17 protein-coding genes and 2 pseudogenes are annotated in these 23,831 nt (G+C 58.7%); 12 read left to right on the top strand and 7 right to left on the bottom strand.

Annotation, left to right across the window (positions count from 1 at the left end; translation table 11 throughout):
• Nucleotides 1-151: 151 nt before the first annotated feature.
• Both nifJ and GVK32_RS28875 read right to left on the bottom strand, forming a co-directional pair.
• The gene (gene nifJ / locus GVK32_RS08620; protein WP_159872976.1) at nucleotides 152-3,679 is read right to left on the bottom strand and encodes a pyruvate:ferredoxin (flavodoxin) oxidoreductase; all 3,528 of its coding nucleotides are present in this window, start codon (nucleotides 3,677-3,679) and stop codon (nucleotides 152-154) included.
• Nucleotides 3,680-5,303: 1,624 nt separating this feature from the next.
• Nucleotides 5,304-5,453: pseudogene (locus tag GVK32_RS28875) on the bottom strand (IS256 family transposase); the annotation flags it as partial.
• 265 nt (nucleotides 5,454-5,718) lie between these two features.
• Between GVK32_RS28875 and GVK32_RS08615 the strand changes: the two are divergent.
• Nucleotides 5,719-5,985 carry a DUF333 domain-containing protein gene (locus GVK32_RS08615; protein WP_041145253.1) on the top strand — a complete coding sequence of 89 codons (267 nt, stop codon included), beginning with the start codon at nucleotides 5,719-5,721 and terminating at the stop codon, nucleotides 5,983-5,985.
• Nucleotides 5,986-6,071: 86 nt separating this feature from the next.
• On the opposite strand, the gene hslJ is transcribed toward GVK32_RS08615, so the two are convergent.
• The 3 genes from hslJ to GVK32_RS08600 all read right to left on the bottom strand — a co-directional run bounded on the left by hslJ (nucleotide 6,072) and on the right by GVK32_RS08600 (nucleotide 8,254).
• Nucleotides 6,072-6,494 (bottom strand): heat shock protein HslJ, encoded by a 423-nt coding sequence (gene hslJ / locus GVK32_RS08610; protein WP_159872974.1) that lies wholly within the window; start codon nucleotides 6,492-6,494, stop codon nucleotides 6,072-6,074.
• Nucleotides 6,495-6,616: 122 nt separating this feature from the next.
• Nucleotides 6,617-7,606, bottom strand: a complete 990-nt coding sequence (locus GVK32_RS08605) for a 2-hydroxyacid dehydrogenase (RefSeq protein WP_159872972.1) — start codon at nucleotides 7,604-7,606, stop codon at nucleotides 6,617-6,619.
• Between the two features lie 147 nt (nucleotides 7,607-7,753).
• The gene (locus GVK32_RS08600; RefSeq protein ID WP_159872970.1) at nucleotides 7,754-8,254 is read right to left on the bottom strand and encodes a DedA family protein; all 501 of its coding nucleotides are present in this window, start codon (nucleotides 8,252-8,254) and stop codon (nucleotides 7,754-7,756) included.
• Between the two features lie 214 nt (nucleotides 8,255-8,468).
• On the opposite strand from GVK32_RS08600, the gene GVK32_RS08595 reads away from it, so the two are divergent.
• The 3 genes from GVK32_RS08595 to GVK32_RS08585 are packed head-to-tail and all read left to right on the top strand — an operon-like array spanning nucleotide 8,469 to nucleotide 11,645.
• Complete coding sequence (locus tag GVK32_RS08595; protein WP_159872968.1) at nucleotides 8,469-11,129, top strand: YdbH family protein; 2,661 nt, start codon at nucleotides 8,469-8,471, stop codon at nucleotides 11,127-11,129.
• Between the two features lie 14 nt (nucleotides 11,130-11,143).
• Nucleotides 11,144-11,314, top strand: a complete 171-nt coding sequence (locus GVK32_RS08590; protein ID WP_370461201.1) for a YnbE family lipoprotein — start codon at nucleotides 11,144-11,146, stop codon at nucleotides 11,312-11,314.
• Nucleotides 11,315-11,321: 7 nt separating this feature from the next.
• On the top strand, nucleotides 11,322-11,645 hold the full coding sequence (locus GVK32_RS08585) for a YdbL family protein (protein WP_159872966.1): 324 nt from the start codon (nucleotides 11,322-11,324) through the stop codon (nucleotides 11,643-11,645).
• On the opposite strand, the gene feaR is transcribed toward GVK32_RS08585, so the two are convergent.
• Nucleotides 11,646-12,554, bottom strand: a complete 909-nt coding sequence (gene feaR, locus GVK32_RS08580; RefSeq protein ID WP_159872964.1) for a transcriptional regulator FeaR — start codon at nucleotides 12,552-12,554, stop codon at nucleotides 11,646-11,648.
• A 234-nt stretch (nucleotides 12,555-12,788) separates the two neighbouring features.
• Between feaR and GVK32_RS08575 the strand changes: the two genes are divergently transcribed.
• Nucleotides 12,789-14,288: an aldehyde dehydrogenase family protein gene (locus GVK32_RS08575; protein WP_123707708.1), complete on the top strand. Its 1,500-nt coding sequence runs from the start codon at nucleotides 12,789-12,791 to the stop codon at nucleotides 14,286-14,288.
• Here GVK32_RS08575 and GVK32_RS08570 read toward each other — a convergent pair.
• Nucleotides 14,285-14,992: an SLATT domain-containing protein gene (locus GVK32_RS08570; RefSeq protein ID WP_159872962.1), complete on the bottom strand. Its 708-nt coding sequence runs from the start codon at nucleotides 14,990-14,992 to the stop codon at nucleotides 14,285-14,287. The two genes, GVK32_RS08575 and GVK32_RS08570, sit on opposite strands and share 4 nt — an antisense overlap.
• A gap of 183 nt (nucleotides 14,993-15,175) precedes the next feature.
• Between GVK32_RS08570 and GVK32_RS08565 the strand changes: the two genes are divergently transcribed.
• The 7 genes and pseudogenes from GVK32_RS08565 to GVK32_RS08535 all read left to right on the top strand — a co-directional run bounded on the left by GVK32_RS08565 (nucleotide 15,176) and on the right by GVK32_RS08535 (nucleotide 23,768).
• Nucleotides 15,176-16,705 (top strand): DUF2235 domain-containing protein, encoded by a 1,530-nt coding sequence (locus GVK32_RS08565; protein ID WP_159872960.1) that lies wholly within the window; start codon nucleotides 15,176-15,178, stop codon nucleotides 16,703-16,705.
• 127 nt (nucleotides 16,706-16,832) lie between these two features.
• Nucleotides 16,833-17,723 carry an oxidoreductase gene (locus tag GVK32_RS08560; protein ID WP_159872958.1) on the top strand — a complete coding sequence of 297 codons (891 nt, stop codon included), beginning with the start codon at nucleotides 16,833-16,835 and terminating at the stop codon, nucleotides 17,721-17,723.
• Between the two features lie 136 nt (nucleotides 17,724-17,859).
• Complete coding sequence (locus GVK32_RS08555; protein WP_159872956.1) at nucleotides 17,860-19,053, top strand: MFS transporter; 1,194 nt, start codon at nucleotides 17,860-17,862, stop codon at nucleotides 19,051-19,053.
• A gap of 28 nt (nucleotides 19,054-19,081) precedes the next feature.
• Nucleotides 19,082-19,984 (top strand): LysR family transcriptional regulator, encoded by a 903-nt coding sequence (locus GVK32_RS08550; protein WP_159872954.1) that lies wholly within the window; start codon nucleotides 19,082-19,084, stop codon nucleotides 19,982-19,984.
• Nucleotides 19,985-20,035: 51 nt separating this feature from the next.
• Nucleotides 20,036-20,977: pseudogene (locus GVK32_RS08545) on the top strand (zinc-dependent alcohol dehydrogenase family protein); the annotation flags it as partial.
• Nucleotides 20,978-21,306: 329 nt separating this feature from the next.
• A complete protein-coding gene (locus tag GVK32_RS08540; protein WP_123707715.1) occupies nucleotides 21,307-22,095 on the top strand; it encodes a CHAP domain-containing protein in 789 nt (262 codons plus the stop codon).
• Nucleotides 22,096-22,124: 29 nt separating this feature from the next.
• On the top strand, nucleotides 22,125-23,768 hold the full coding sequence (locus GVK32_RS08535; protein WP_159872950.1) for a triacylglycerol lipase: 1,644 nt from the start codon (nucleotides 22,125-22,127) through the stop codon (nucleotides 23,766-23,768).
• Nucleotides 23,769-23,831: the final 63 nt, after the last annotated feature.

Here is a 23,831-nt window from a genome sequence, read left to right as displayed (position 1 = left end):
AAAGCATGAAGTTGAAGAGAGCCAGCTCCCTCTAAAAGAGGTGTGAAGGGAAGGCTCTCAGAGTCTGGACTTAGTACGCCCCTATGGGGCGTTTTCAATGCCACCTGCTATGCAGGTGGTTTTTTACGGCATCGCTCAGGCGCAGTACAAATTAGCTTTCGACGGCGGGTTTCTCCGCTTTACCTGCCATCTGCGCAAGGAACTCATAGCGTTTTTGCAGATCGGCTGCGGCATCCTTCCACAGCTGCTCCGCCACCTCCGGCTGCTGGGCGTTGAGGCGACGGAAGCGCTGCTCGTTGAGCAAGGTTTCCGCCAGCGCGTCCGACGGCGGGCGAGAGTCTAGCGCCAGCGGGAGCTTACCTTCATCCGCCCGGCGCGGGTCGAAGCGGTAGAGCGGCCAGAACCCGGTGGCGGTCAGCTGACGCATCTGATCGTGACTTAGCGCCAGATCGTAGCCGTGCTCTTCGCACGGGCTGTAGGCGATAATCAGCGACGGTCCCGGATAGGCCTCCGCTTCCTGAATCGCTTTCACCGTCTGGTTTAGCTGGGCGCCCAACGAAATCTGCGCCACGTAGACGTGACCGTACATCATCATGCTGACGCCGAGGTCTTTGCGCGATTTACGCTTGCCGTGCTCGCCAAATTTAGTGACCGCGCCGAGCGGTGTGGCCTTCGAGGCCTGGCCGCCGGTGTTGGAGTAGCACTGGGTGTCGAGCACCAGGATATTAACGTTTTCGCTCAGGCTCAGCACGTGGTCGAGGCCGCCAAAGCCGATATCGTAGGCCCAGCCGTCGCCGCCGATCAGCCAGATGGATTTTTCCACCAGCGCGTCGGCGTCGGTCAGCAGCTCCTGGGCGCCCTCAACGCCGGCCAGCGCGCGGCGCAGCTCCGCCACCTGCTCGCGGCGGACGTCCGGGGTGGTCTCGGCGTGCAGGGCATCGTTGAGCTCCGCCGGTATCGCGTCGGCAAACTGTTCCAGCAGGCGCATCACGCGCTGACGGTGCTGGTCCACGGAGAGGCGGAAGCCGAGGCCAAATTCGGCGTTATCTTCAAACAGCGAGTTAGCCCACGCCGGGCCGCGTCCTTTGGCGTCGGTGGTATACGGCGTTGATGGCAGGTTACCGCCGTAAATCGACGAGCAGCCGGTGGCGTTGGCGATCAGCATCCGGTCGCCGTAGAGTTGGGTCAGCAGCTTGATGTACGGCGTTTCGCCGCAGCCAGAGCAGGCGCCGGAGTACTCAAACAGCGGGCTTATCAACTGAGAGGTACGAATATCAATGCGCTCCAGCGCGCTGCGGTCGATCTCCGGCAGGCTGAGGAAGAAGTCGTAGTTGACCTTCTCCTCCTCGACGTGCTCAAGGCGCGACATCATATTGATGGCCTTAATCTCCGGGTTCTGCCGGTCTTTGGCCGGGCAAACCTCCACGCACAGATTACAGCCGGTGCAATCTTCCGGCGCCACCTGCAGCACGTATTTTTGGCCGCGCATATCGCGGGATTTTACGTCCAGCGAATGCAGGCTGGCCGGGGCCGCTTCCATCGCTTCAGGAGAGATAACCTTGGCGCGGATTGCCGAGTGCGGGCAGGCCGCGACGCAGTGGTTGCACTGGGTGCACAGCGCCTCTTTCCAGATAGGGATCTCTTCGGCGATATTGCGTTTTTCCCAGCGGGTGGTGCCCATCGGCCAGGTGCCGTCCGGAGGCAGGGCGGAGACCGGCAGCGCATCTCCGAGGCCGGCCAGCATGGCGGCGGTGACGGTTTTGACAAAGTCTGGTGCGGCATCGGAGACCACCGGCGGGCGGTTAGGGCTGGCGGCGTTGACCGGCTGCAGCGGCACTTCGGCCAGCGACTCCCGGGACAGCGCCAGCGCCTGCCAGTTACGCTCAACCAGCTCCTTGCCCTTGCTGCTGTAGCTTTTGGCAATCGCGCCCTGGAGCTCGGCCAGCGCGCTGTCGCCCGGAAGAATTTGCGTCAGATGGAAGAACGCCATCTGCATCACGGTGTTGATACGCGCGCCGAGGCTGCATTCGCGCGCAATTTTGGCAGCGTTGACGATATAAAAGCGCGCCTGCTTCTGGTTAAGCATCGCCTGCACTTCCTGCGGCAGACGCGACCACGCCTCATCGGCGGCATACGGCGTATTCAGCAGGAAAATCCCGCCGGGCTTCAGCCGCTCCACCATCTGATACTTGTCGATAAACTGCAGCTGATGGCAGCCGACGAAATCGGCCTGCGAGATAAGGTAGGAGGAGCGAATCGGCTTCTCGCTGACGCGCAGGTGCGAAACGGTGAGTCCGCCGGCCTTTTTCGAATCGTAGACGAAGTAGCCCTGCGAGAACCACGGCGTCGAGTTGCCGATGATTTTGATGTTGTTCTTGGTGGCCGACACGCTGCCGTCGCTGCCCAGGCCGTAGAACAGGGCCTCCAGCTTCGCCTCCGACGGCAGGGTGTTTTCCCCCAGCGGCAGAGAAAGGTTGGTGACGTCGTCATAGATACCGACGGTGAAGCGGGGCTTCGGTTTCGCCGCGTTCAGCTCGTTAAACACCGCCAGCACGCACTCCGGGCCGAACTCTTTTGACGACAGGCCGTAGCGGCCGCCGATGGTGCGCGGCAGCGTTTCGCGTTCACCGCGGTTAAACGCCTCCGCCAGCGCGGTCATGATGTCGAGGTACAGCGGTTCCGCGTGGGCGCCGGGCTCTTTGGTGCGGTCCAGCACGGCGACGGCGCGCGCGCTTTCCGGCAGCGCTTCCAGCAGGTGAGCGGCGGAGAAGGGACGATAGAGTCGCACTTTCAACACGCCGACCTTTTCGCCGCGGCTGAGCAGCTCATCCACCACCTCTTCGCAGGTGCCGATGGCGGAACCCATCACCACAATCACCCGTTCGGCCTGCGGGTGGCCATAGAATTCGAACGGTTTATAGCGACGGCCAGTGGCGGCAGCGAAATCGTCCATTGCCGTTTCGACATGGTCGTAGACCGCGTCGTACCACGGGTTGGTGGCCTCACGGGACTGGAAATAGGTGTCCGGGTTAGCCGAGGTTCCGCGGATCGTTGGGTGTTCCGGATTCAGCGCGCGCAGGCGATGCGCGTCGATCTCAGCCTGCGGCAGCAGGCTGCGGAGGGTGTCATCCGCCAGCGGCGCGATTTTGTTGATTTCGTGCGAGGTGCGGAAGCCGTCAAAGAAATGGATAAACGGCACCCGGCTTTTGAGGGTCGCAATATGCGAAATCAGGGCGAAATCCTGCGCCTCCTGGACGTTGCTGGCGCAGAGCATCGCGCAGCCGGTCTGCCGCACGGCCATCACGTCGGAGTGATCGCCGAAAATAGACAGCGCGTGGGTCGCGACGGTACGCGCGGCGACGTGCAGGACAAACGGCATCAGCTGACCGGCCAGTTTGTAAAGCGTCGGGATCATCAGCAGCAGACCCTGCGAGGAGGTGAAAGAGGTCGAGAGGGCTCCGGTTTGCAACGCCCCGTGCACGGCGCCGATAGCCCCGGCTTCCGACTGCATTTCGACCACCCGGGGCACGTCGCCCCAGATATTTTTTAGCCCGTTACCTGCCCAGGCATCCGCCTGCTCGGCCATCGTTGAGCTGGGGGTTATGGGGTAGATGGCGATAACTTCACTGGTGCGAAACGCGACAGAAGCGGCCGCGCCATTACCGTCGATAGTAATCATAAAAAGAGCCCCTAACATTGCGCAAACAAAAAAAGAAGGGACCCGCTAAACGGTGGCGGATCCTGTAATTATATGGAGTAAGTATAGGGGCTTTCAGTATGCCCTTGAAGTTATGCGGCTTTCGAGTGCACAAATTGATCCATAAAAGACAAGCGCTGCGGGCTGAGGAATCCCCAGCAATGTGAGGGTGAGAAAGACAGGTGTAGTATTTTGTGTTCTACTAACTGTCTTATACTCGTCATACTTCAAGTTGCATGTGTGTTGGCTACGTTCGCTCACCCGAATCACTTACTGGTGTAAGCTCATCGGGATTCACTCCCTTGCCGTCGTCCTGCAACTTGAATTATTTAGAGTATATACTCGTCATACTTCAAGTTGCATGTGTGTTGGCTACGTTCGCTCACCCGAATCACTTACTGGTGTAAGCTCATCGGGATTCACTCCCTTGCCGCCGTCCTGCAACTTGAATTATTTAGAGTATAGTAATTCAATGAGATAGATTGCGTTTCTGCTCGCAAAATATGCTTGAATTTTTTCCAGATATCGTCATGCCGTTTCACAAAAAACGACAAAATGCTCTACTGGATGCTTCTGTCGTACTCATTAGTGGGGCACTACTGATACTCATCGACATTGGTCATTTTTACCGGGAACTATTCATGTTAAAAATAAAATGAAGCGGGTTTGGATAAATGTATATTTGAACGTTCATAACCAGATGTGAATCAGTTGGCTAGTGACCATGGATATTATTCTAACCTATATAGGTCGTTCCTCTTTATTTTCGTCTAAGGGTTTTGTCGAGGAATGGATTAAGGATATTTAAAGTGCCTCGCTGGTAAGATATATGGAATTTATTACCAGGGCGCGCGATGCCAGTCAGATTGTGGGTAATGCGGCTAAGTATCTCGTTCAATGAATGAGGGTCGAGATGTTGTGATTACTGCCAAAATATATTTATCTTATTATTTTTCCTTTAATGATATTAATTATGAATATAATACATAACGGCAATGTTAGCAGTGGCATTAATATTCTATAGATTACATATCCTCCAGGCGTAAGCGAATTTCGGTCCCCTCAATTTTTATTTGAAGGTTTCCCATCAATGAGCGCTTCCAGCAAGGGTATAGAGCTGAGTAGACGGCCGCAGGTACAATAAATAGCGGGTTTACATCATCCAGAATTAGCCAGGTCGTTATAAATATAGCGAGATTTATCGCTGCAATGTCAATGTTATGTAGATAATAACTCCATGTCATTTTTTACGTTAGTCTTCCCCTGGCGGTATTCATTAAATAATACCAATTGTGATAATCATTCGTATTCATGTTATTGTGGATGAATGATCGTATATGTAAATAGGGTGGTGTGTCCATATCACTGAGCTAAGGACTGGAGGCTTTAAAATGGCACTTTCGGATGCTGATTTAATTTCTGCAGGTTATCATAAAAATGAATGCGGTAATTGGCAATTGCAGCAGCATATATTGATGATGAACTTATGGAAGGATTGAATCAATTCATTGATTCTTTAAAATAAAGCGGCAGTTTAAATTGTTTAGTGCATGGGGCGCGATAATGTTCCCATTTATATTGCTGAGCCTGTCACTACATTTGTTCATGCATCCTTGCACAGCAAATAAACATCCTTACTGACCGAGTCGTCCGTCGGGAGCACTTTACATTTCTTAATAGCTGCACGGATCACGCTGTTCAGCAATGCTATCGTGTTATGTGGTGTGCAGATGGCCTTGCGGATGCCCGGCGTGTACCCGCCTGAGGAGTACATGTCCTCTACGCCAGCCTGATTTGCAATGGACGTTTGCTTCCTATAGCAGTAAACCGGAGTTGAGCTGTGGGGGATTCAGACCCGTAGACGTGTGATAAACCCTGTCGAGATCAAGGGTACGCCAGATAATTTGCTAGAAAATGTTAATGGAGCGCATAAATAGCGGTTTCGCCTCTCGACGTCGGGCGCCGGGCTGCCTATTATTCTTGGGTTTGTTTATTTTAAGATGTTTCCGAGGGGAGAGACGATGCGAGCTGCGTTTTTAGTTGGGTGTGCCGCGTTATTACTGTCGGCCTGCAGTAGTGAACCCGTTCAGCAGGCGACGGCGGCCCACGTATCACCGGGCATGCGCGCTGCGATGAGCAGTACCGGGCAGGCAAACTGCGCGATGATCGGCGGCTCGCTGTCGGTGGCGCGTCAGCTGGACGGCTCGGCGATAGGGATGTGCGCGCTGCCTAACGGCAAGCGCTGCAGCGAGCAGGCTCTGGCCGGCGGCAGCTGCGGTAACTACTAAGCCGCACTCCTGCCTCTGCGGGCGCCGTGAGCTACCCTCGCGCCCGCTGCGTTGAGGCACCCTTGGGCGCCAGCCGGACGGGGGAGTTAGTTAACCAGGTCGGCGAGCTTATACACCAGCGTGCGATCGGCGGTCGCCAGCGTCAGCTGATTTTCGGTCAAATCGACCTGCGCCCCGTCGCGCAGCATTTTACCGAGCGTGGCGTCCAGCTCGTTTAGCTGCGGGTCAGCGCACAGCATCCGGGTCATCGCCAGCTCTTTGACCTTCAGCTCGCCATCCGACACCTTGCCTTCGCCGCTAAAGCGGTTGCACATATTGCCTGAGACGAACGTCTTCTCGCCAAAGCTCAGCTCCAGCGGCTTCGAGCCCTCCTTGAGCGGCTGACCGTTGACGCTGGTCAGGACAAACCGATGGTGCTGAAGCTGCTCCGCGCTGGTGGACACCTTGCTGTTATATACGCAGCCGGAAAGCAGCACTCCTGCCGCCAGCAGTGCAGCAAACTTATTCATTTTTTCTCCAGAAATATTTCACATCTTTTAGGTAAGCGGAGTGTAACTGTACTGCAGGCAAATTCTGTGGGGCTTATCTGAATGTGCCCCCCGCAGGGGGAGGGCACAAAAGGGGAAGGATATCAGACCAGCGCGTTGGCGCACTCTTCACCGGCGTCAACCTGGCGCAGGTTATCGAGGGTGGTTTGCGAAATACTGATTAACGCCTCGGCGGTGAGGAACGCCTGATGCCCGGTGAACAGCACGTTATGGCAGGCCGACAGGCGGCGGAACACGTCATCCTGAATCACGTCGTTGGATTTATCTTCGAAGAACAGATCGCGCTCGTTCTCATAGACGTCCATCCCCAGCGCGCCGATTTTCTGGTGCTTCAGGGCGTCGATTGCCGCCTGTGAATCAATCAGGGCGCCGCGGCTGGTGTTGATCACCATCACGCCATCCTTCATCTGATCGAATGCCGCATGGTTCAGCAGATGATAGTTCTCATCGGTCAGCGGACAGTGTAATGAGATCACGTCCGACTGCGCGTACAGCGTCGGCAGGTCAACGTACTCGACGCCGAGATCCAGCGCGGCGGCGCTTGGGTAAGGATCGAACGCCAGCAGGCGCATGCCAAAGCCTTTGAGGATCCGCAGGGTTGCCACGCCGATTTTCCCGGTACCGATAACGCCCGCGGTTTTACCGTGCATGGTGAAGCCGGTTAGGCCTTCAAGGGAAAAGTTGGCATCGCGGGTGCGCTGATAGGCGCGGTGAATGCGTCGGTTCAGCGACATCATCATGCCGATGGCGTGCTCGGCGACGGCTTCCGGCGAATAGGCCGGCACGCGCACCACCCGCAGACCCAGCTCTTTGGCCGCGTCCAGATCGACGTTATTAAAGCCGGCGCAGCGCAGGGCGATGTACTTCACGCCGTGCGACTTCAGCTCTTCCAGCACCGGGCGGCTGCCGTCGTCGTTAACGAAAATGCATACCGCCTCGCAGCCGTTGGCCGTTTTGGCGGTTTTTTCGGTTAACAGGAAATCGAAGAACTCGAGTTCAAAGCCATATGTATCATTAACATGCTGAAGGTACTTTTTATCGTACTGCTTTGTACTATAAACAGCGATTTTCATAAGACTTTTCTCCAGTGATTATATCGTCACGGTAGCATATTTAAAATAATCGTACAATTATTAAAAATTAGTTTAAATAACAGGTTATAATCATAATTCTAGAGTATATCTCTGCGTGGAGGTATCGCTTTAAAACATAATGCGTTTTTACCACAGGCTGAAGCTGAAGGCGCCTGGCGTCAGCAGGATCAGCGGCCACAGCAGACCGGAGCTGACGTTGGCGAGCTGAAAGCGCCAGAAAGAGGCGCCGCTGGCCCCGCTGGCGAGCGGAAGGGTGGCGCGCAGCGGAGAGAGAAAGCGGCTGAAAAATACCGCCCAGGCCCCGTGGCGGCGTAAAAACAGCCGGCTGTGGGCGAGGCGCTCGGCGCTAAGCCAGCGCAGGCGGTGAAGATGGTGTTGATAGCGGCGTCCCACCCGCCAGGAGAGCCAGAATCCGCCGATTGCCCCAAGCCCGGCGCTGAGCCACATTAGCAGGAAATGCCCGAGGCTGGTGGAGGCGAAGGTACCGAGCAGCAGCAGACCCGAGGTGCCGGGCACCAGCAGCGACACGATCGCGCAGGATTTACTGAACGTCAGCAGGAACACCAGCAGCAACAGCAGCGCGTAGTGGTCCTGCGCCGACTCAATCAGCGAGTAGATAAACGCCACGCTTTCCCTCCGGCCTGCTCTGATGATGATTGGCCAGTGTGACAGGGGTTGGCTAAATGAAGGCTAAATCAGCGGCGGGTCAAAAATCGCCGCAACGATGGCGGCGCAGCGGCTATTCTTAGGCAGGACGCAAACTTTAACTCACTGGTCGAACGTGCCACAATACGCGCTACATTCGGCATATACTTTTGTTGATTCAGGATATTAAGCGCCCATGAAGGGTAAATATAAAGCCGCTATCGCGCTGGTGTTAGCACTCCTTTTGCTCCCGCTGGCGCTGCTGTCGACGCTAACCCACTGGGTGCCGACGCTCGCCGGGATCTGGCTCCCGGCGGGGACCCGGATCTCACTAACCGACAGCCCGCGCCTGACGCGCACCGCGCTGCGTATCCCCGATTTACGCTACATGGTTGGCGACTGCGAGCTGGCAAGAGTCACCAACGCCCAGCTTTCCCACCCCAGCCGCTGGCGCCTGCATCTCGATGAGCTGGATATCAACAGCGTCTGCCTGAGCAAACTCCCGGAGAGTGAACCCGCCCCCGGCGCGCCGCGCACCCTGGCAGAATGGCAGTCGATGCTGCCCTATAGCTGGCTGACCATCGAGAATCTGCGCCTGTCGCCGTGGGAAAAATGGCAGGGGCGGCTGGTGATGTCGCTCACGCCGACGCAGCAGGATATCGGCTACAGCGGGCCGGAGGTCACCGTACAGGCCCGCCTGCGTGGCCAGGCGCTGACCGTCAGCGACTTCTCCGCGCGACTGGTTGAAGGCCAGGCGCCGGTCAGGCTGGTCGGTGAGTTCCATATGCCGCTGGTGCCGGACGGTTTCCCGGTTGGCGGCCATCTGCTGAGCACCTTCGAATTTCCGCAGCAGCCGGGGCTGGTTGACGCCGAGCTGGAGTGGCAGAAAAACCGCGGGCAGCTGCTGGTGACGCCGCGGGGTGAGGTGCAGCCGATGCTCGACCTGCCGTGGGAAATTACCTCCGAACGCATTGCGATCAGCGATGGTCGCTGGAGCACCGAATATGCCGGCTATCCGCTGAGCGGCCGCGTGGCGCTGTCGGTGGACGACTGGCAGGAGGGAACCGAGAATATGCAGATCAGCGGGCGCCTGAACGTGCTGACCCAGGGGGAGGCCGGAAAAGGCAACGCGGTGCTGAACGTGGGGCCCGGTAAGCTGAGTATGGATAGCAGCGATATGCCGCTGCGGCTCACCGGCGAGGCGAAGCTCGGGGATCTTATCGTCTACGCCGCGCTGCCGGGCAGGCTGAGCGGTTCGCTGACGACTCCTGAGCTGAGTTTCCAGCCCGGCGCGCTGCTGCGCTCGCGCGGGCGGGTGATTGACTCCCTCAATATTGATGAAATACGCCTGCCGCTGGCGGGGGTCAAGGTCACCCAGCAGGGCGTCGACGGTCGGCTGCAGGCGATTCTGCGCGCTCACGAGCAGGAGATGGGCGACTTCGTCCTGCATCTTGACGGCAAGGCCGACAACTTTATGCCCGACCGCGGCCGCTGGCAGTGGCGCTACTGGGGAGAGGGGCACTTCACGCCGATGCAGGCGCGTTGGGACGTGAAGGGCGCGGGAGAGTGGGTGGACAGCGCCATCGTCCTGAACAGCCTGTCGACCGGCTTCGATAAGCTGCAGTACGGCACCATGCTGGTCAGCTCCCCACGGCTGACGCTGGAACAGCCGATTCGCTGGCTGCGCGACGAACAGCATCCGAAGCTGACCGGCGCGCTGTCGCTGGATGCAGGCAAAACCAGCTTTAGCAGCGGCAGCGAACTGCCGCCCTCAACGCTGAAATTTAGCCTCGACGGGCGCGATCCGACCTGGTTCCAGTTTAACGGGTCGCTGCACGCCAATAAAATCGGCCCCGTGCGGCTGACCGGCCGCTGGGACGGCGAGCGCCTGCGCGGCCAGGCGTGGTGGCCGAAGCAGTCGTTGACCGTCTTCCAGCCGTTGCTGCCGCCGGAGTGGAAAATGAACCTGCGCGAAGGGGCGCTGTACGCCCAGGTGGCCTTCTCCGCCGCTGCCGATCAGGGCTTTGAGGCCGGCGGGCACGGGGTGCTGAAAGGCGGAAGCGCCTGGATGCCGGATAATCAGATCAACGGCGTCGATTTTGTGCTGCCGTTTCGTTTCAGCCAGGGGACCTGGCAGCTCGGCACCCGGCGGCCGGTTTCGCTGCGCATCGGCGAGATAGTTAACCAGGTGACGGCGCGGAATCTCACCGCCGACCTGCAGGGCTCATATCCCTGGAGTGAAAGCAGCCCGCTGCAGCTCAGCAACGTCAGCGTCGATATTCTCGGCGGCCAGCTGACCATGCAGCAGCTGCGCATGCCGCAGCACGACCCGGCGCTGCTGCGCCTGCGGCACATCTCCAGCAGCGAGCTGGTGAGCGCGGTGAATATCAAACAGTTTGCCATGTCCGGCGCGTTTAACGGCGCGCTGCCGCTGTGGCTGGATAACGAAAAATGGATAGTCAAGGACGGCTGGTTGAGTAACCCCGGTCCGATGACCCTGCGCCTTGACCCGGATATGGCCGATGCGATGGTGAAGGACAATATTTCAGCGGGCGCGGCGATCAACTGGCTGCGCTATATGGAGATCGCCCGCTCGTGGACGCGCATTAATCTCGATAATCTCGGCGTCCTGACGCTGCAGGCGACGATTAGCGGCACCAGCCGCGTCGGGGAGAGAAGCAATACGGTGCACCTCAACTACTCTCATCAAGAGAACATTTTTGATCTGTGGCGCAGCCTGCGCTTCGGCGACAACCTGCAGGCATGGCTTGAACAGAACGCGGCGCTTCCCGCTCAGCGCTGTAAGGATAAGCAACACTGTACGCCTGTTGGGACAGGCTCTAAGGAACAACGATGATAAAACTGCTAACGATGCTGCTGGCAACGACGATACTGCTGACGGGCTGTACGCCGAGGATTGAGATTGCGGCATCGAAGGAGCCGATCACCATCAATATGAATGTCAAAATTGAGCATGAGATTCATATTAAAGTGGATAAGGACGTCGAGGATTTGCTCAAGTCGCGTAGCGACCTGTTCTGAGGTGGCGATGAGAAAACGACTGTTAACGACCGCCCTGGCGCTGACGCTCTTTAGCACCCCGGCGATGGCCCTGACGCTCGGCGAAGCGCGGGAGCAGGGACGAGTTGGCGAAACGCAGAGCGGCTATCTTGCCCCGCTGCGCCAGGACCGGGAAACGCTGGATCTGGTGAAGCAGATCAACGCCGCGCGCAGCGAAGGCTATCAGCGGCTGGCGGATGATAACCATCTGCCGGTGGATGAGGTGGCGAAAATGGCCGGTCAGAAGCTGGTGACGCGGGCGCAGCCGGGTGAATACGTGCAGGGTCTGAACGGCAAATGGCTGCGTAAGTAATCAGCGGCAGCGCTTGCGGTACTCTCCCGGTGAAACGCCGAAGCGCTGCTTGAAGGCGGTCGAGAAGTGGCTGTGGTCGCTAAATCCCCAGCTGTAGCCGATCCCCGCCAGCTTTTCATCATCGTGGGCGTTGCTCAGCGCCCGCGCGCACAGATCCAGACGGCGGTTCTTAATATACTGGGCCACCACCAGCCCCTTATCGGCGAACAGCCGGTAGAGGCTGCGCACCGACATCCCCGTTTCGCCGGCCAGCCACTCCGGGCGCAGATGTTCCGCCTGAATCGACTCATCAATCAAAGCCATAATTTTCTGAAACTGCTTCTCCCGCCGCGACGGCTGGGCGTCGTGATGGTGCAGCATCGGGCGCAGCAGGCAGACGATGGCTTCCAGCGCGGCCTCACTCTCGCTTTGCGAAAGCGCCGGGCTGCTCATGCTTTCGTGCAGCAGGCGCTGGCTCAGCTGCACCATTGGCAAGGATTTGCCGAGGCGGGTGGCGATGCTGATTTCGCTCCCGCGCAGCTGCTGCTCCAGCAGCTGGCGGGGCAGCAGCAGCGACGCCTGGCGCGACGTTTGCTGCCAGAAGATAGAGCAGGGGCGGGAGGCATCGATCAGGGTGATATCGCCGGCTTCCAGCACCACCTGACGATCGTCCTGCTCAATGGCCGCCTGGCCGGAGAGCTGGAATACGGTATAAAACCAGGCATCGTTATCGCGCCTGATTTCGGTGCGGGTGCGGTACAGGTTGACGCCGCGCGCGGTGACGGTGCTGACCTTGAGATTGCCGGCATAGCTGGCGTCAATCTCCCCGTGAAAGTCGCTGTCCAGCGGACGTGCGGCAAAGTTTCCGCAGACCTGATTGATTTTCGCCAACCAGCGCTGGTAGTCCTGTCCGTTATCTGCCGCCGCCATAGCTCGTCTCTTGTAATAATAATGTTTTCGTATTGTTGCATTTACGCTGCGCCAAACAAGAGCGAAGCGCGGAGTATATGAAAGAACTATTACCTGAGGCACATTTTTGCCCGCGCAATATGCCTAATTGCGGCGGCTGTCACAGCGGCAAAAACGAATGTCACAGAGAAAAAAGCGCGAAGCCTGAGTGCGTCGTAGACTGAATTCACGATCCGTAAGGAATAAGGAAGCGATATGTCCACAGCACAGGTAGCGCTGCTTGCCAGCGTACAGCAGTTTTTAGACAGACAGCATGGCGTGTATATCGACGGCGCCCAGCAGGCGGCGCAGAGCGAAAAGCGGCTGACCGTCTGGAACCCGGCGACCGGGGAGGCGATAGCCAGCACGGCGGACGCCGGCGCCGCGGATGTCGACCGCGCCGTGATGTCGGCGTGGCGCGCGTTTGTCGCCCGCAGCTGGGCCGGACGCACGCCGGCCGATCGGGAACGTATCCTGCTGCGCTTTGCCGACCTGGTTGAGCAGCACGGCGAGGAGCTGGCGCAGCTGGAGACCCTCGAGCAGGGCAAATCGATTAATATCTCCCGCGCCTTTGAAGTCGGCTGCACGCTGAACTGGATGCGCTACACCGCCGGGCTGACCACCAAAATCAGCGGCCGCACGCTGGACGTGTCGATTCCGTTCCCGCAGGGCGCGCGTTACCAGGCGTGGACCCGCAAGGAGCCGGTCGGCGTGGTGGCGGGGATCGTACCGTGGAACTTCCCGCTGATGATCGGCATGTGGAAGGTGATGCCGGCGCTGGCGGCGGGCTGCTCCATCGTGATTAAGCCCTCGGAGACCACGCCGCTGACCCTGCTGCGCGTGGCGGAGCTGGCGAGCGAAGCCGGTGTGCCGGACGGCGTATTTAACGTGGTCACCGGCAGCGGCGCGGAGTGTGGGGCGGCGTTAACCTCGCATCCGCAGGTGGCAAAAGTGAGCTTTACCGGCTCGACGGCCACCGGCAAACAGATTGCCCGCGTGGCCGCCGATCGGCTGACCCGCGTGACGCTTGAGCTGGGCGGCAAAAACCCGGCCATTGTGCTGAAAGACGCCAACCCGGAGTGGGTCATTGAAGGGCTGATGACCGGCAGCTTCCTCAATCAGGGGCAGGTGTGCGCCGCCAGCTCGCGGATCTATATCGAAGCGCCGCTGTTCGATACCCTGGTGAGCGGCTTTGAGCAGGCGGTGAAGTCGCTGCAGGTCGGCCCCGGAATGCAGGAATCAACCCACATTAACCCGGTTGTTTCCAGGGCGCACTGCGACAAGGTCGCCGCCTATCTCGATCAGGCGCGGCAGCAGAACGCCGAGCTGATTACCGGCAGCAGCGGGCCGGACGGCAAGGGCTACTACATTGCGCCGACGCTGGTGATTAACCCCGATGCCGGGCTGCGGCTCAGCAGAGAGGAAGTCTTCGGTCCGGTGGTGAATCTGGTGCGCGTCGCCGATGGCGAAGAGGCGCTGCGTCTCGCCAACGACAGCGATTTTGGCCTGACGGCCAGCGTCTGGACCGGCGATTTGAGCCAGGCGCTGAGCTACACCGAGCGCCTGCAGGCGGGCACGGTATGGGTCAACAGCCATACGCTTATCGACGCCAACCTGCCGTTTGGCGGCATGAAGCAGTCCGGTACCGGGCGCGACTTCGGCCCGGACTGGCTGGATGACTGGTGTGAAACCAAATCGGTCTGCGTGCGCTATTAGCCGCTGACCCGGCGCCTGAGGTTCGGCCGCTTACCTCGGCGGCGAATGTTGGGCGCCGTGTGGCGCTGGCCGCCGCCGTTCTGCGGCTGATTTTGCTTCTGCCCCGCTGCCTTGCTCTGCTGCTCTTTGAGCAGCGATCCCAGCAGGCCGATAGATTCCGTAAGCTGGCTTGACCACGCCTGGGTTTCCTGCTGCTGGATGCGGTGGATATCATTAATAAACGCCGCGGCAATCCCGGCGGCGTTTATATAATGCAAATCCGCGTCCGCGTGACCGGAAGCATCGTTTTGGATCCATCCGCTAATAAACTCCGCATAGCGCGTCTCAATGGCAATAATTGTTCGAATATAGTTCATCCAACCGTCGGTCAGGCGAAACACGCGGTCGGCAACAAATAGCAGCATCGCAATTGTCAGCAGCCCCAGTGAAATCTGGGTTAACCACAGCTTACCCGCGTCAGTTTGCATAAATGGGAGACTGAAAATCTGAATAACGGCAATAGCAACAATCGCCGCAAATACCGTGAATAAAAGAAGCAACGAGAGCCAGCGCTTTTTCTTTACTTCCTTTTGATACCAGCCAATTATATTTTCTTCGTATTCGTTACAGGTTGAAAAAATAGCCTCGAGCTTTTGCGACTGGTTCAATGAACTCAGCTTGGCTATATCGCTCAGCACGGCGGGCCGGTGAGTTTGTGTCCCCATGATGATCCCCGCAATAACGTTGACTTGCTTAGCATGCTAGCCAAATATCGCCGTCAGCGCCTGCCGCTCGACCGTGCGGGGAGTAAGAGGGCGTCTTTTCATTTGTTCTGCCGATCCGATTACAGTCTGCTATTTTTAATTTGTCAAACACCCCCTTTAATGCGGCCTGTCGATGAGGTTCATATGAACTTACTGGTCTTTTGTGACGGTACCTGGAATACCCCCCAGCAGCTTGATGATGGCAAATCCGCGCCGACGAACGTGGTCAAACTGCGCAATGCCGTGGCGGAAAATAGCGGCCAGCGCGTCTATTATCACCCCGGCGTCGGCACCGACGGCGGCGTTGTCGATCGTTATATCGGCGGTGGCATAGGCGACGGTCTGGATAAAAATATTATTAGCGCCTATTACTGGCTCGCCACCAACTATCGACCCGGCGATAAAATATGGTTATTTGGCTTTAGCCGCGGAGCTTATACGGTGAGAAGCCTTGGCGGAATGATCTCGCGCTGCGGTTTATTAAATGCCGGCGGAGCCGGAACCGGCGACGATAAAGTTTGGGAGGACATCAACGCGCTGTTCAGCCTTTATCGCCAGCCGGCGGCCAGCGCGCCGGCGGTGATAGCCAGCGTCGGGCGGCCTTTCTATGAGGTCGCCACGGGAAATCCCACCAAAGAGAGCGTGCCTGTCTATTTTATTGGCGTCTGGGAAACCGTGGGGTCGCTGGGGATCCCTGACGACCTGGCCTTAGCCAACCTGCTGGACGACACGAAAAAGTATGCGTTCCACGATACCTCCTTGAGCCCGATCGTCAAAAATGCCCGCCACGCGCTGGCGCTGGACGAGCAGCGGCAAAGCTTTATCCCGACGCTGTGGGATAACGTGGCGGCAAACCCGCGGGTGAAGCAGCGCTGGTTCGTCGGCGTGCACTCCGACGTTGGCGGCGGCTACGCGCAGTGCGGCCTATCGGATATCCCGCTGCGGTGGATGATGTCCGAAGCACGCGATCTCGGCCTTGAGCTGCATCCGGATATCGCTACCCAGCTCAAGCCCGACCCCCAGGCTCTGCTGCACGATTCGGTGACCGGGGTGTTTAAGCTGCTGCACACCTGCCCGCGCGGGGTACCGCAGATTGTGGCGGGCAGCGCCGACGTTGATAACAGCGTCCTGCAGCGTCAAAGCCAGCCGTCGCTGCTCCACGGCGGCTACCGGCGCCTCAGGGCGCTGACGCCAGCGCATCCGGTAACGTTCGACGTCTTTTCTCGCGAACGCTGGAACGAAACTGGGGTTTGGCTGGAGGCGGGCGTCGAGTACCGGTTCAGCGCCTCGGGAAAATGGATGGACAGCTCGATTCCCTGCGATGCAGACGGCACCGATGACGGGAAGTTTTACCCCGGCGAGGCGGCGCAGATTCTGGCTTCCGTTGCCGATAAGCTGGAGATGCTGTGGAAAGGGGCGACTAAAAATCAGGACGTCGATTTTTGGCTGAGCAGGCGCGTTGGCACGGCGCCGTGGTTCGCGCTGATCGGCGTGGTCGCCAATGGCGCCGACGCCGTTCCCGCCGTCCCTCAGCAACTGCATCAGATCTTCGTCATTGGCAGCGGATGCCGCTTTACGCCGACCAGAAGCGGCTATCTATACGCTTATGCCAACGACGCCTGGCAGATGTACGATAACAATCGCGGCAGCGTCGCCCTGACCGTCAGCCGCTAAACCGGCCGCGGACCCCCAATAATCGTTTTCCTGCCGGCAGGGCTTGCTGAAAGCGATGATTTATCGCTACTGTTTGTTTTCCTTCCCGCCGTCAGGGCGGGAGCTGACTCAACAGGAGGCGATCGTCATGTCGAAAGAACCTGCAGTTGCGCTGATAGGCCCCGGCGCCATCGGTACCACCATCTCGGCAGCGCTGCACGAAGTCGGTCGTACGCCGACGGTCTGCGGGCGTACCGCTCATCCGCAGCTATCGCTGCGCTTTGACGGCGGACAGATTACCGTTCCCGGTCCGGTACTGATCGATCCCGCGGCCGTTGCGCGTCCGTTCGACCTGGTTTTCGTGGCGGTGAAGGCGACGCAGATTGACGGCATTAGCGCATGGCTGACGGCGCTGTGCGATAAAAATACCCTGGTTTGCGTGCTGCAAAACGGCGTTGAACAGCAGGAGCAGTTTGCCGCCAGAGTTGCGGGCGCCACGGTGCTGCCTGCGGTGGTGTGGTTCCCGGCACTGCGGGAAGCTGACGCCTGCGTCTGGCTGCGCGCGGCCCCGAGGCTGACGCTACCCGACACCGCGCAGGCCAGACGGGTGCAGGACGCGCTGCGCGGGACCCGCTGCGCCGTGGATCTGGCCGATGATTTCACGACCGTTGCGTGGCGCAAGCTGCTGCAGAACGCCGTTGCCGGCCTGATGGTGCTGGCGGGGCGTCGCGCCGGTATGTTTGCCCGGGAGGATATTACCGCCGTGGCCTTAGCCTATTTGCGCGAGTGCCTGAGCGTCGCGCGCGCCGAGGGTGCAAAACTGAGCGACAGCGTGCCGCAGGAGATCGTTGAGGTCTTTCACCGCGCGCCCGCCGATCTGAGCACCTCCATTCTTATCGACCGCGAGGCCGGGCTGCCGCTGGAGTGGGATATTCGCAACGGCGTGGTGCAGCGACGCGCTCGCCAGCACGCTATCCCGACGCCGCTGAGCGATCTTATCGTGCCGCTGCTGGCCGCCGCCAGCGACGGGCCGGGCTGATAAATCCCCGGCCGCCGCAGCGGTCGGCTAACGATGCAGTTCATATAAAATAGATTATATATTCTATAAAATAGATAATTTCATTTATATGTCCACGCCGATTAAGGTGAACGCCTCTCTCTTACTGGAGGCGTTTATGCCACTCGTTATCTATATCTTTACCATTAGCGCGTTCGCGCTGGGGTTAGCTGAGTTTGTGCCAATTGGCCTGACGGACGTGATGGCCCACGGTCTGGGCGTCAGCGTCGAACAGAGCGGCGGGGCGGTTACGACCTACGCGCTGGGCGCGACCGTTGCCGCGCCAATACTCACCGCGCTCACGGCGTCCTGGAGCCGTAAAAACGTTATGCTGGTGACCGCCGTGGTATTTACGCTCGGCAGCGTAGTTGCCGCCTTTGCCGGGAATCTCACGTGGTTGCTGAGCGCCCGGTTCGTGGCGGGACTCGGGCATGGTCTCTTTCTTGCCGTGGCATCCAGCACTGCAGCGCGTTTAGCAGGTCCACAAAAAGCGGGTGGTGCTGTGGCCGTGGTGTTTGGTGGCTTTACGCTGGCGATGGCGATAGGCGTGCCGCTAAGTACCGTTCTGGCTGAGCACGTATCCTGGCGTTACGTTATGGCGGCAATCGGTCTCTTCGGAGCAATCGGCTTCTTCGGCCTGCTGTTCGGCATGAAGAATGCGCTTCCTACGCCTAAAAGCGAACGGGGGGCGACGGTTTTTGCTAGCCTTGCGGCGATGGTTAACCCGGCTCTGTTATCGGGTGCGCTGGTCACCGTGCTGGCCTACGGCGGCTCGTTTACGGCCTACACCTATATTGCCCCGGTATTGACCTCTCTTACCGGCGTCACAACGGCGACGGTTAGCCTGTTTATGCTGATTTACGGCGTGATGGCGGCGTTGGGCAATATCCTTGGCGGCAAAATGACCGATACGCTGGGTGTTCATCGGGCTTCGGCGTGTATTGTGCTGGGGATTGTTATTGTGACCGCAGGAGTCTGGCTGTTCAGCTCATCGCCGTGGATAATGGGTGTGCTGATTGCGCTGCTCGGCATGCTCACTTTCGCCGCCGTTCCGGCACTGCAGGCGCGGCTGATCGGCGTGGCGCAGCCGCATGCGCCGCATGCGCACGGGGTGGCCGCCGGGCTGAATATTGCCGGCTTTAATTCAGGAATTGCGCTTGGCTCCGTATTAGGCGGTGTGACTATTGCCCGCGTCGGCATTAGCTATGTGGGGATAGCCGGAGCGATGCTGTCGCTGTTGGGATTAGGCTTGCTGCTGTGGCAAATTAGCCGTCGTCGCCTTGGCGGTTCAGCCAGGGATGCGGTAGCCTGAAGGCTCAATAGTCTGAGAGCAAATCTGTATGAGCCACCTGACCCACCTGAGGACATTTCTTGAAGCATACCGAAGCGGCTCCTTTTCGCGCGCCGCCGAGGAGTTGGGAATAACCCAGCCCGCAGCTTCACAGCACATACAGGCGCTGGAATCTCTGGTCGGCAAACCGCTTTTTGTTCGCCAGGCTCGGGGAGTGGTGGCGACGGCTGCGGCCGAGGAGCTGGCACGTTCTGTGGCGCCCTTTATTGATGGCATAGAGGCCAAAATTGCCGGCTATCGCCCGCAGGCTGATGCGGGTGGTACGGTCTTTTTTGTCGGTTCTTCGGACTTTGTCTACTATCGTTTTTCATCTACCCTGTCCCGCTTGATTCAGGCGGGGTATCGGGTGCGTTTTACCATTGGCGACAGGTCGCGAATTTACGCGATGCTGGAGGATGAAAGCGTTGATTTTGCGATTACCGCCAGCATCCCCGATGAAAAAAACTATCGTTATTTTCTGCTGCACAGCGAAAGAATGCTGCTGGTTCACAGCCCGGCGTTAAGCGAGCAGATTGGCCGCAACCCGACGGCGCAAGCGCTGAGCCAGCTGCCGTTAATCGCCTTTGATGAAGAGCTGCCGTTGATAAGAACGCTATGGCATCAGATGTTTCAGACTCAACCGTCGGTTCAGGCCGCGTTAACGGTGGCAGATATGCGAATTATTCGCCAGATGGTGATTGAGGGGCAGGGCTGGAGCGTCTTGCCGGACTATCACTGCGCAGAGGCGTTAGCTCAAGGACGGCTGGTTTCGCCAACGCCGCCGGAGGTTTCACCCGGCAGCCATCTCTACCTCGTCTGGCATCACAGAAAAGAGAACCCGCGCCTGAATCGCATTAAGGATCTGATTGCCGCTGATTTTGTCGTCCCCGCTCGCCACACTCTCGACGGGTAGGCCAGTGCGCAAATTCTGCTATCATCCTGCTTTTATCGTGCGGTGCTGAAGATGCTCAACCATGCCATCTGCTACCACCGTTACGGGCCGCCGGCGCGCGTGCTGGACCTGCACACGCAGCCTCTGCCGGCGCTGGCGGCGGGGAAAGTGCGCGTGCAAATGCGCTATGCGCCGCTCAACCCTTCCGATCTTATTCCCGTCACCGGCGCCTATCGCCACCGTACGACGCTTCCCGCCGTTGCCGGCTATGAAGGCGTTGGCGTGGTGGTTGCCGCATCGTCGGGCTCGGGCGTAGCCCCCGGCCAGCGGGTTCTGCCGCTGCGCGGCGAGGGGACCTGGCAGAGCTATCTGGATATCGCCGGCGAGTGGCTGGTGCCGGTGCCGGACGAGATTGACGACAGGCTCGCCGCGCGGGGCTATATCAATCCGCTGACCGCGCTGCTGATGCTCAGGCGCTGGCCGATGGCGGGTAAAAATATCGTCCTTACGGCTGCCGCCTCATCCGGCGCCAGCCTGCTGGGCCAGTGGGCGCTGCGGATGGGCGCGCGTTCGGTATGCGGGGTGATTCGTTCGCCGCAGCATCGTGAACGGCTGGAGCAGCAGGGGGTCTATCCGCTGATGACGACGGATCGCGGCATGCTTGGGCAGGTGCTGCAGCAGACCGATCTGCTGTTTGATGCGGTGGGCGGCGAGTCCGCCAGCGAGATGCTGGCCATGCTGCCGGCGTCCTCGACGCTTATCTCCTGGGGCTTACTTTCCGGCGCGCCGCTGACGCAGTCGCGCTACGGCGCGCGGGTGAGCAAATTTCATCTGCGCGAGGCGCTGCCGCCGCTGGACGTCGGCGAGTGGCGGGCGGCGTTTAGCGACATCTGGCAGCTGCTGCCTCAAACCGCCATGCCCGCGGCGCAGGTGTTGCCTTTTCTGCGCTGGCGGGAAGCCATCGCCGACAGCGAGCGGCAGGGAAGAGAGCGCAAAATCCTGCTCGATTTCAGCGAGCCCGGCGGCGCTGTCGCCGGGTTGCCCGCAGATAAAGCCGGGGAGGTGCCGCCGGGCGGCTTGATCTCTGCAAAGAGCTGGCTACCCTAAAAAGGTAGCGTTGCGTTTAAGCTCAGCCACCGCACGATTCTATTCTGACTCTGGCGATTTATTTCACACCTTCTTTCGGGGCTCTCCCCGTGTTTTTTATATCTGAAATTTATTTTTCCGGGCGTAATGGTGACCCACGCCTGCACTGGTTTTAAAAAATGACGCTAGCGCTAATTATTATATGCATGAGCCTGTTTTATTCTGCTTAATAACATCAAAAGCTCGACGGAGGTTTTATGTTAAAGATGGGTGATGAAGGTATTGCGGTAGCGCAATTAGTTGACGATCTGCGAAAGCTATTATTTGGCCTGGCCCCAGGTAATAAATTTGATGCGCTGGTAAAAAAATCGGTAGAAGCATTTCAGGTTGCCAACGTTGACTCCTCCGGCCAGCCGCTGGTTGTCGATGGTAAGGTCGGTCCCCATACCCGCTGGGCGCTGGATGCGGCGCTGGGTAAGCATAGCGGGATCGTGCCACACGCACAGCCGCCGTCCTTGCCGCCGGTGACGGGCGGCAGCAAAACCGGCCAGGCGGCGCTTAAGATAGCGCTGGCGGAAGTCGGACAGGGTGAAGGGGCGTCTGACAATTATGGCCCTGATATTAAAAGGTATTTCGCCGGCCACGGGAAGCAGGGACAAAGCTGGTGCGCCGCGTTTGTCAGCTACTGTTTTAGCCAGGCGCTGGGCGCGGAGCCGCTATTTGGCTATCAAACGTCGGCGCAGGCGCTGCACAACAAAATGAAATCATTGGGCTATTCCTATACTCCCTCGCTGAGCAACCCGCCGCAGCCGGGCGATATTATCTGCTGGCTGAGGGTTGACCCCAGCAAAGTGAAGGAGACGGCCTGGCAAGGCCACGTCGGTATCGTGCAGCGCTATGCTGACGGTATTTTGTGGACTGTCGAGGGCAATCGCGGAGCCTGGCCGGCGAAAGTTAACCTATTTCATTATTCATGGTCAGTGCTGGTCACCTCCGCCACAAACGACAAGTTTAAGGGGCTCTACGGGCTCTCGCGACATCCCTGATAATAATTAAATGCGGTCAGGAAAATAAAATGACGAATAAAAAAGCGCCTTTTTATCCCATTATCTACGTTCGCGGTTATGCCATGACCCAGCGCGAGATCAATGAGACTACAGCAGATCCGTTTAATGGTTTTAATCTTGGCTCAACGATGCTGCGCGCTTCTGTGAGTCAGAAAGAGCGGCCGAGAAAGTTTTATTTTGAATCACCCGTTATTCGCCTGGCATCGGAGTTTGGCTACAGCGATGTTTTTGAGCAGGGGCTGGATATCACCGACGCGGGCTGGGCGTTCGACCCGATGGGAAAACCCACCGGCAATACGCTGGATGACAAATCGGTGATCGTCTATCGCTATTACGACGAGGCCTCCACGCTGCTGGGCTCCGGCAGCACCCCGGACATCCTGGCGGCCGCCGCGGGGCTTTCCAGCCTGCTGGCGCAGGTCAGGCAGCTGCTGCTGGATAATCCAAACAGCGGCGTGCAGGCAGCGGCCGATTTTCGCTGCTATCTGGTGGCCCACTCGATGGGAGGACTGGTGTGCCGCGCTTTCCTGCAAAATGCGGAGCTTGATCCTCAGGGGATGGCGAAAAGCGTCGATAAGTTTTTTACCTACGCGACGCCGCATAACGGGATTGATTTTGCGGGCATCAATATTCCCGATCTGCCGTGGCAGAGCAGCGTCACCAACTTTAGCCGCGATCGCATGGCCCAGTATCTCAACCTTCAGCAGGCCTATGGCCGCTATCAGCGGGTCGATTTGATACCTGAATCCCGCCTCGCATCGTCGCGTATCTTCACGATGGTCGGCACCAACCGCATGGATTACGACGCGGCGGCCGGGCTATCGCGAACCTTCGTCGGCAACGGCAGCGATGGTCTGGTAAAAATCGAGAATGCGACGCTGAGCGGCCTGAATGACGACGGTTCCATCGGTGCGCCCTGCGCCAAGGCCTTCACCTATCGCGCGCACTCCGGCTATTTCGGCATCGTGAATAGCGAGGAGGCGTTTCAGAACCTGTCGCGCTTTCTTTTTGGCGACGTGCGGGTGGATATATGGCTGGATCTCAGCGACATTCGCCTTCCCGATGCGGCGGTGAAAGCGGCGGGCGGGGATGCAACGAAAATTGACGCCATCTATCAGGTAGAAGCGATTGCCTCGCCGCGAGGTAAGCCCTGGTCGTTAACCCGCCGGGTCTCGGAAGAGGACTCCGTTGCCTGCCTGACGCAAAAAGAGTGGAATCAGCGAGGCTCATCTTCGCAATACCTCTCCAGCGTCTTTTTGTCCAAACGCGCGCGGGTGCAGAAAACCCGGCGCTCGCTGGCCTACAGCCTGATACTCGGGGTCAAGATCCCGGATTATGAAATTGATAAACGCTTCTGGTTCAATGAGCACTTTGAGGGCGGATATCTGTTTCGTAACTCGCTGATTCTTGAAATCGTGCCGCCGGCGGACGACAGCGGGGCATGGAGGATAAAATATGCGTGGCAGGATAGCGGATTTTCCAGCGCCGATATTGTGCTCGACCCGCAGATCACCGCCGATGCCGCCTGCGAGGTTACGATCCCGGTTGAAAGCGTGACCGTTGACGCCGGCGGCAATAAGCGGCCCTCGGTGCCGGGGATTTCAGGCAGGCTGCGTTTCAAGGTTCAGTCATGGAACAGCGGCGGAGCCTGATAATAAAAAAACGCCGCCGGAGAGGGCTCCGGCGGCGTTAGGCCGTCTTGCTTCAGCAGGGCT

Origin of the sequence: Klebsiella sp. 18074 (assembly GCF_902705905.1) — a bacterium.
Taxonomy (GTDB): Bacteria; Pseudomonadota; Gammaproteobacteria; order Enterobacterales; family Enterobacteriaceae; genus Klebsiella; species Klebsiella terrigena.
The sequence above is the reverse complement of the archived record's forward strand: the minus strand, read 5'-3'. Positions and strand labels throughout refer to the sequence as shown.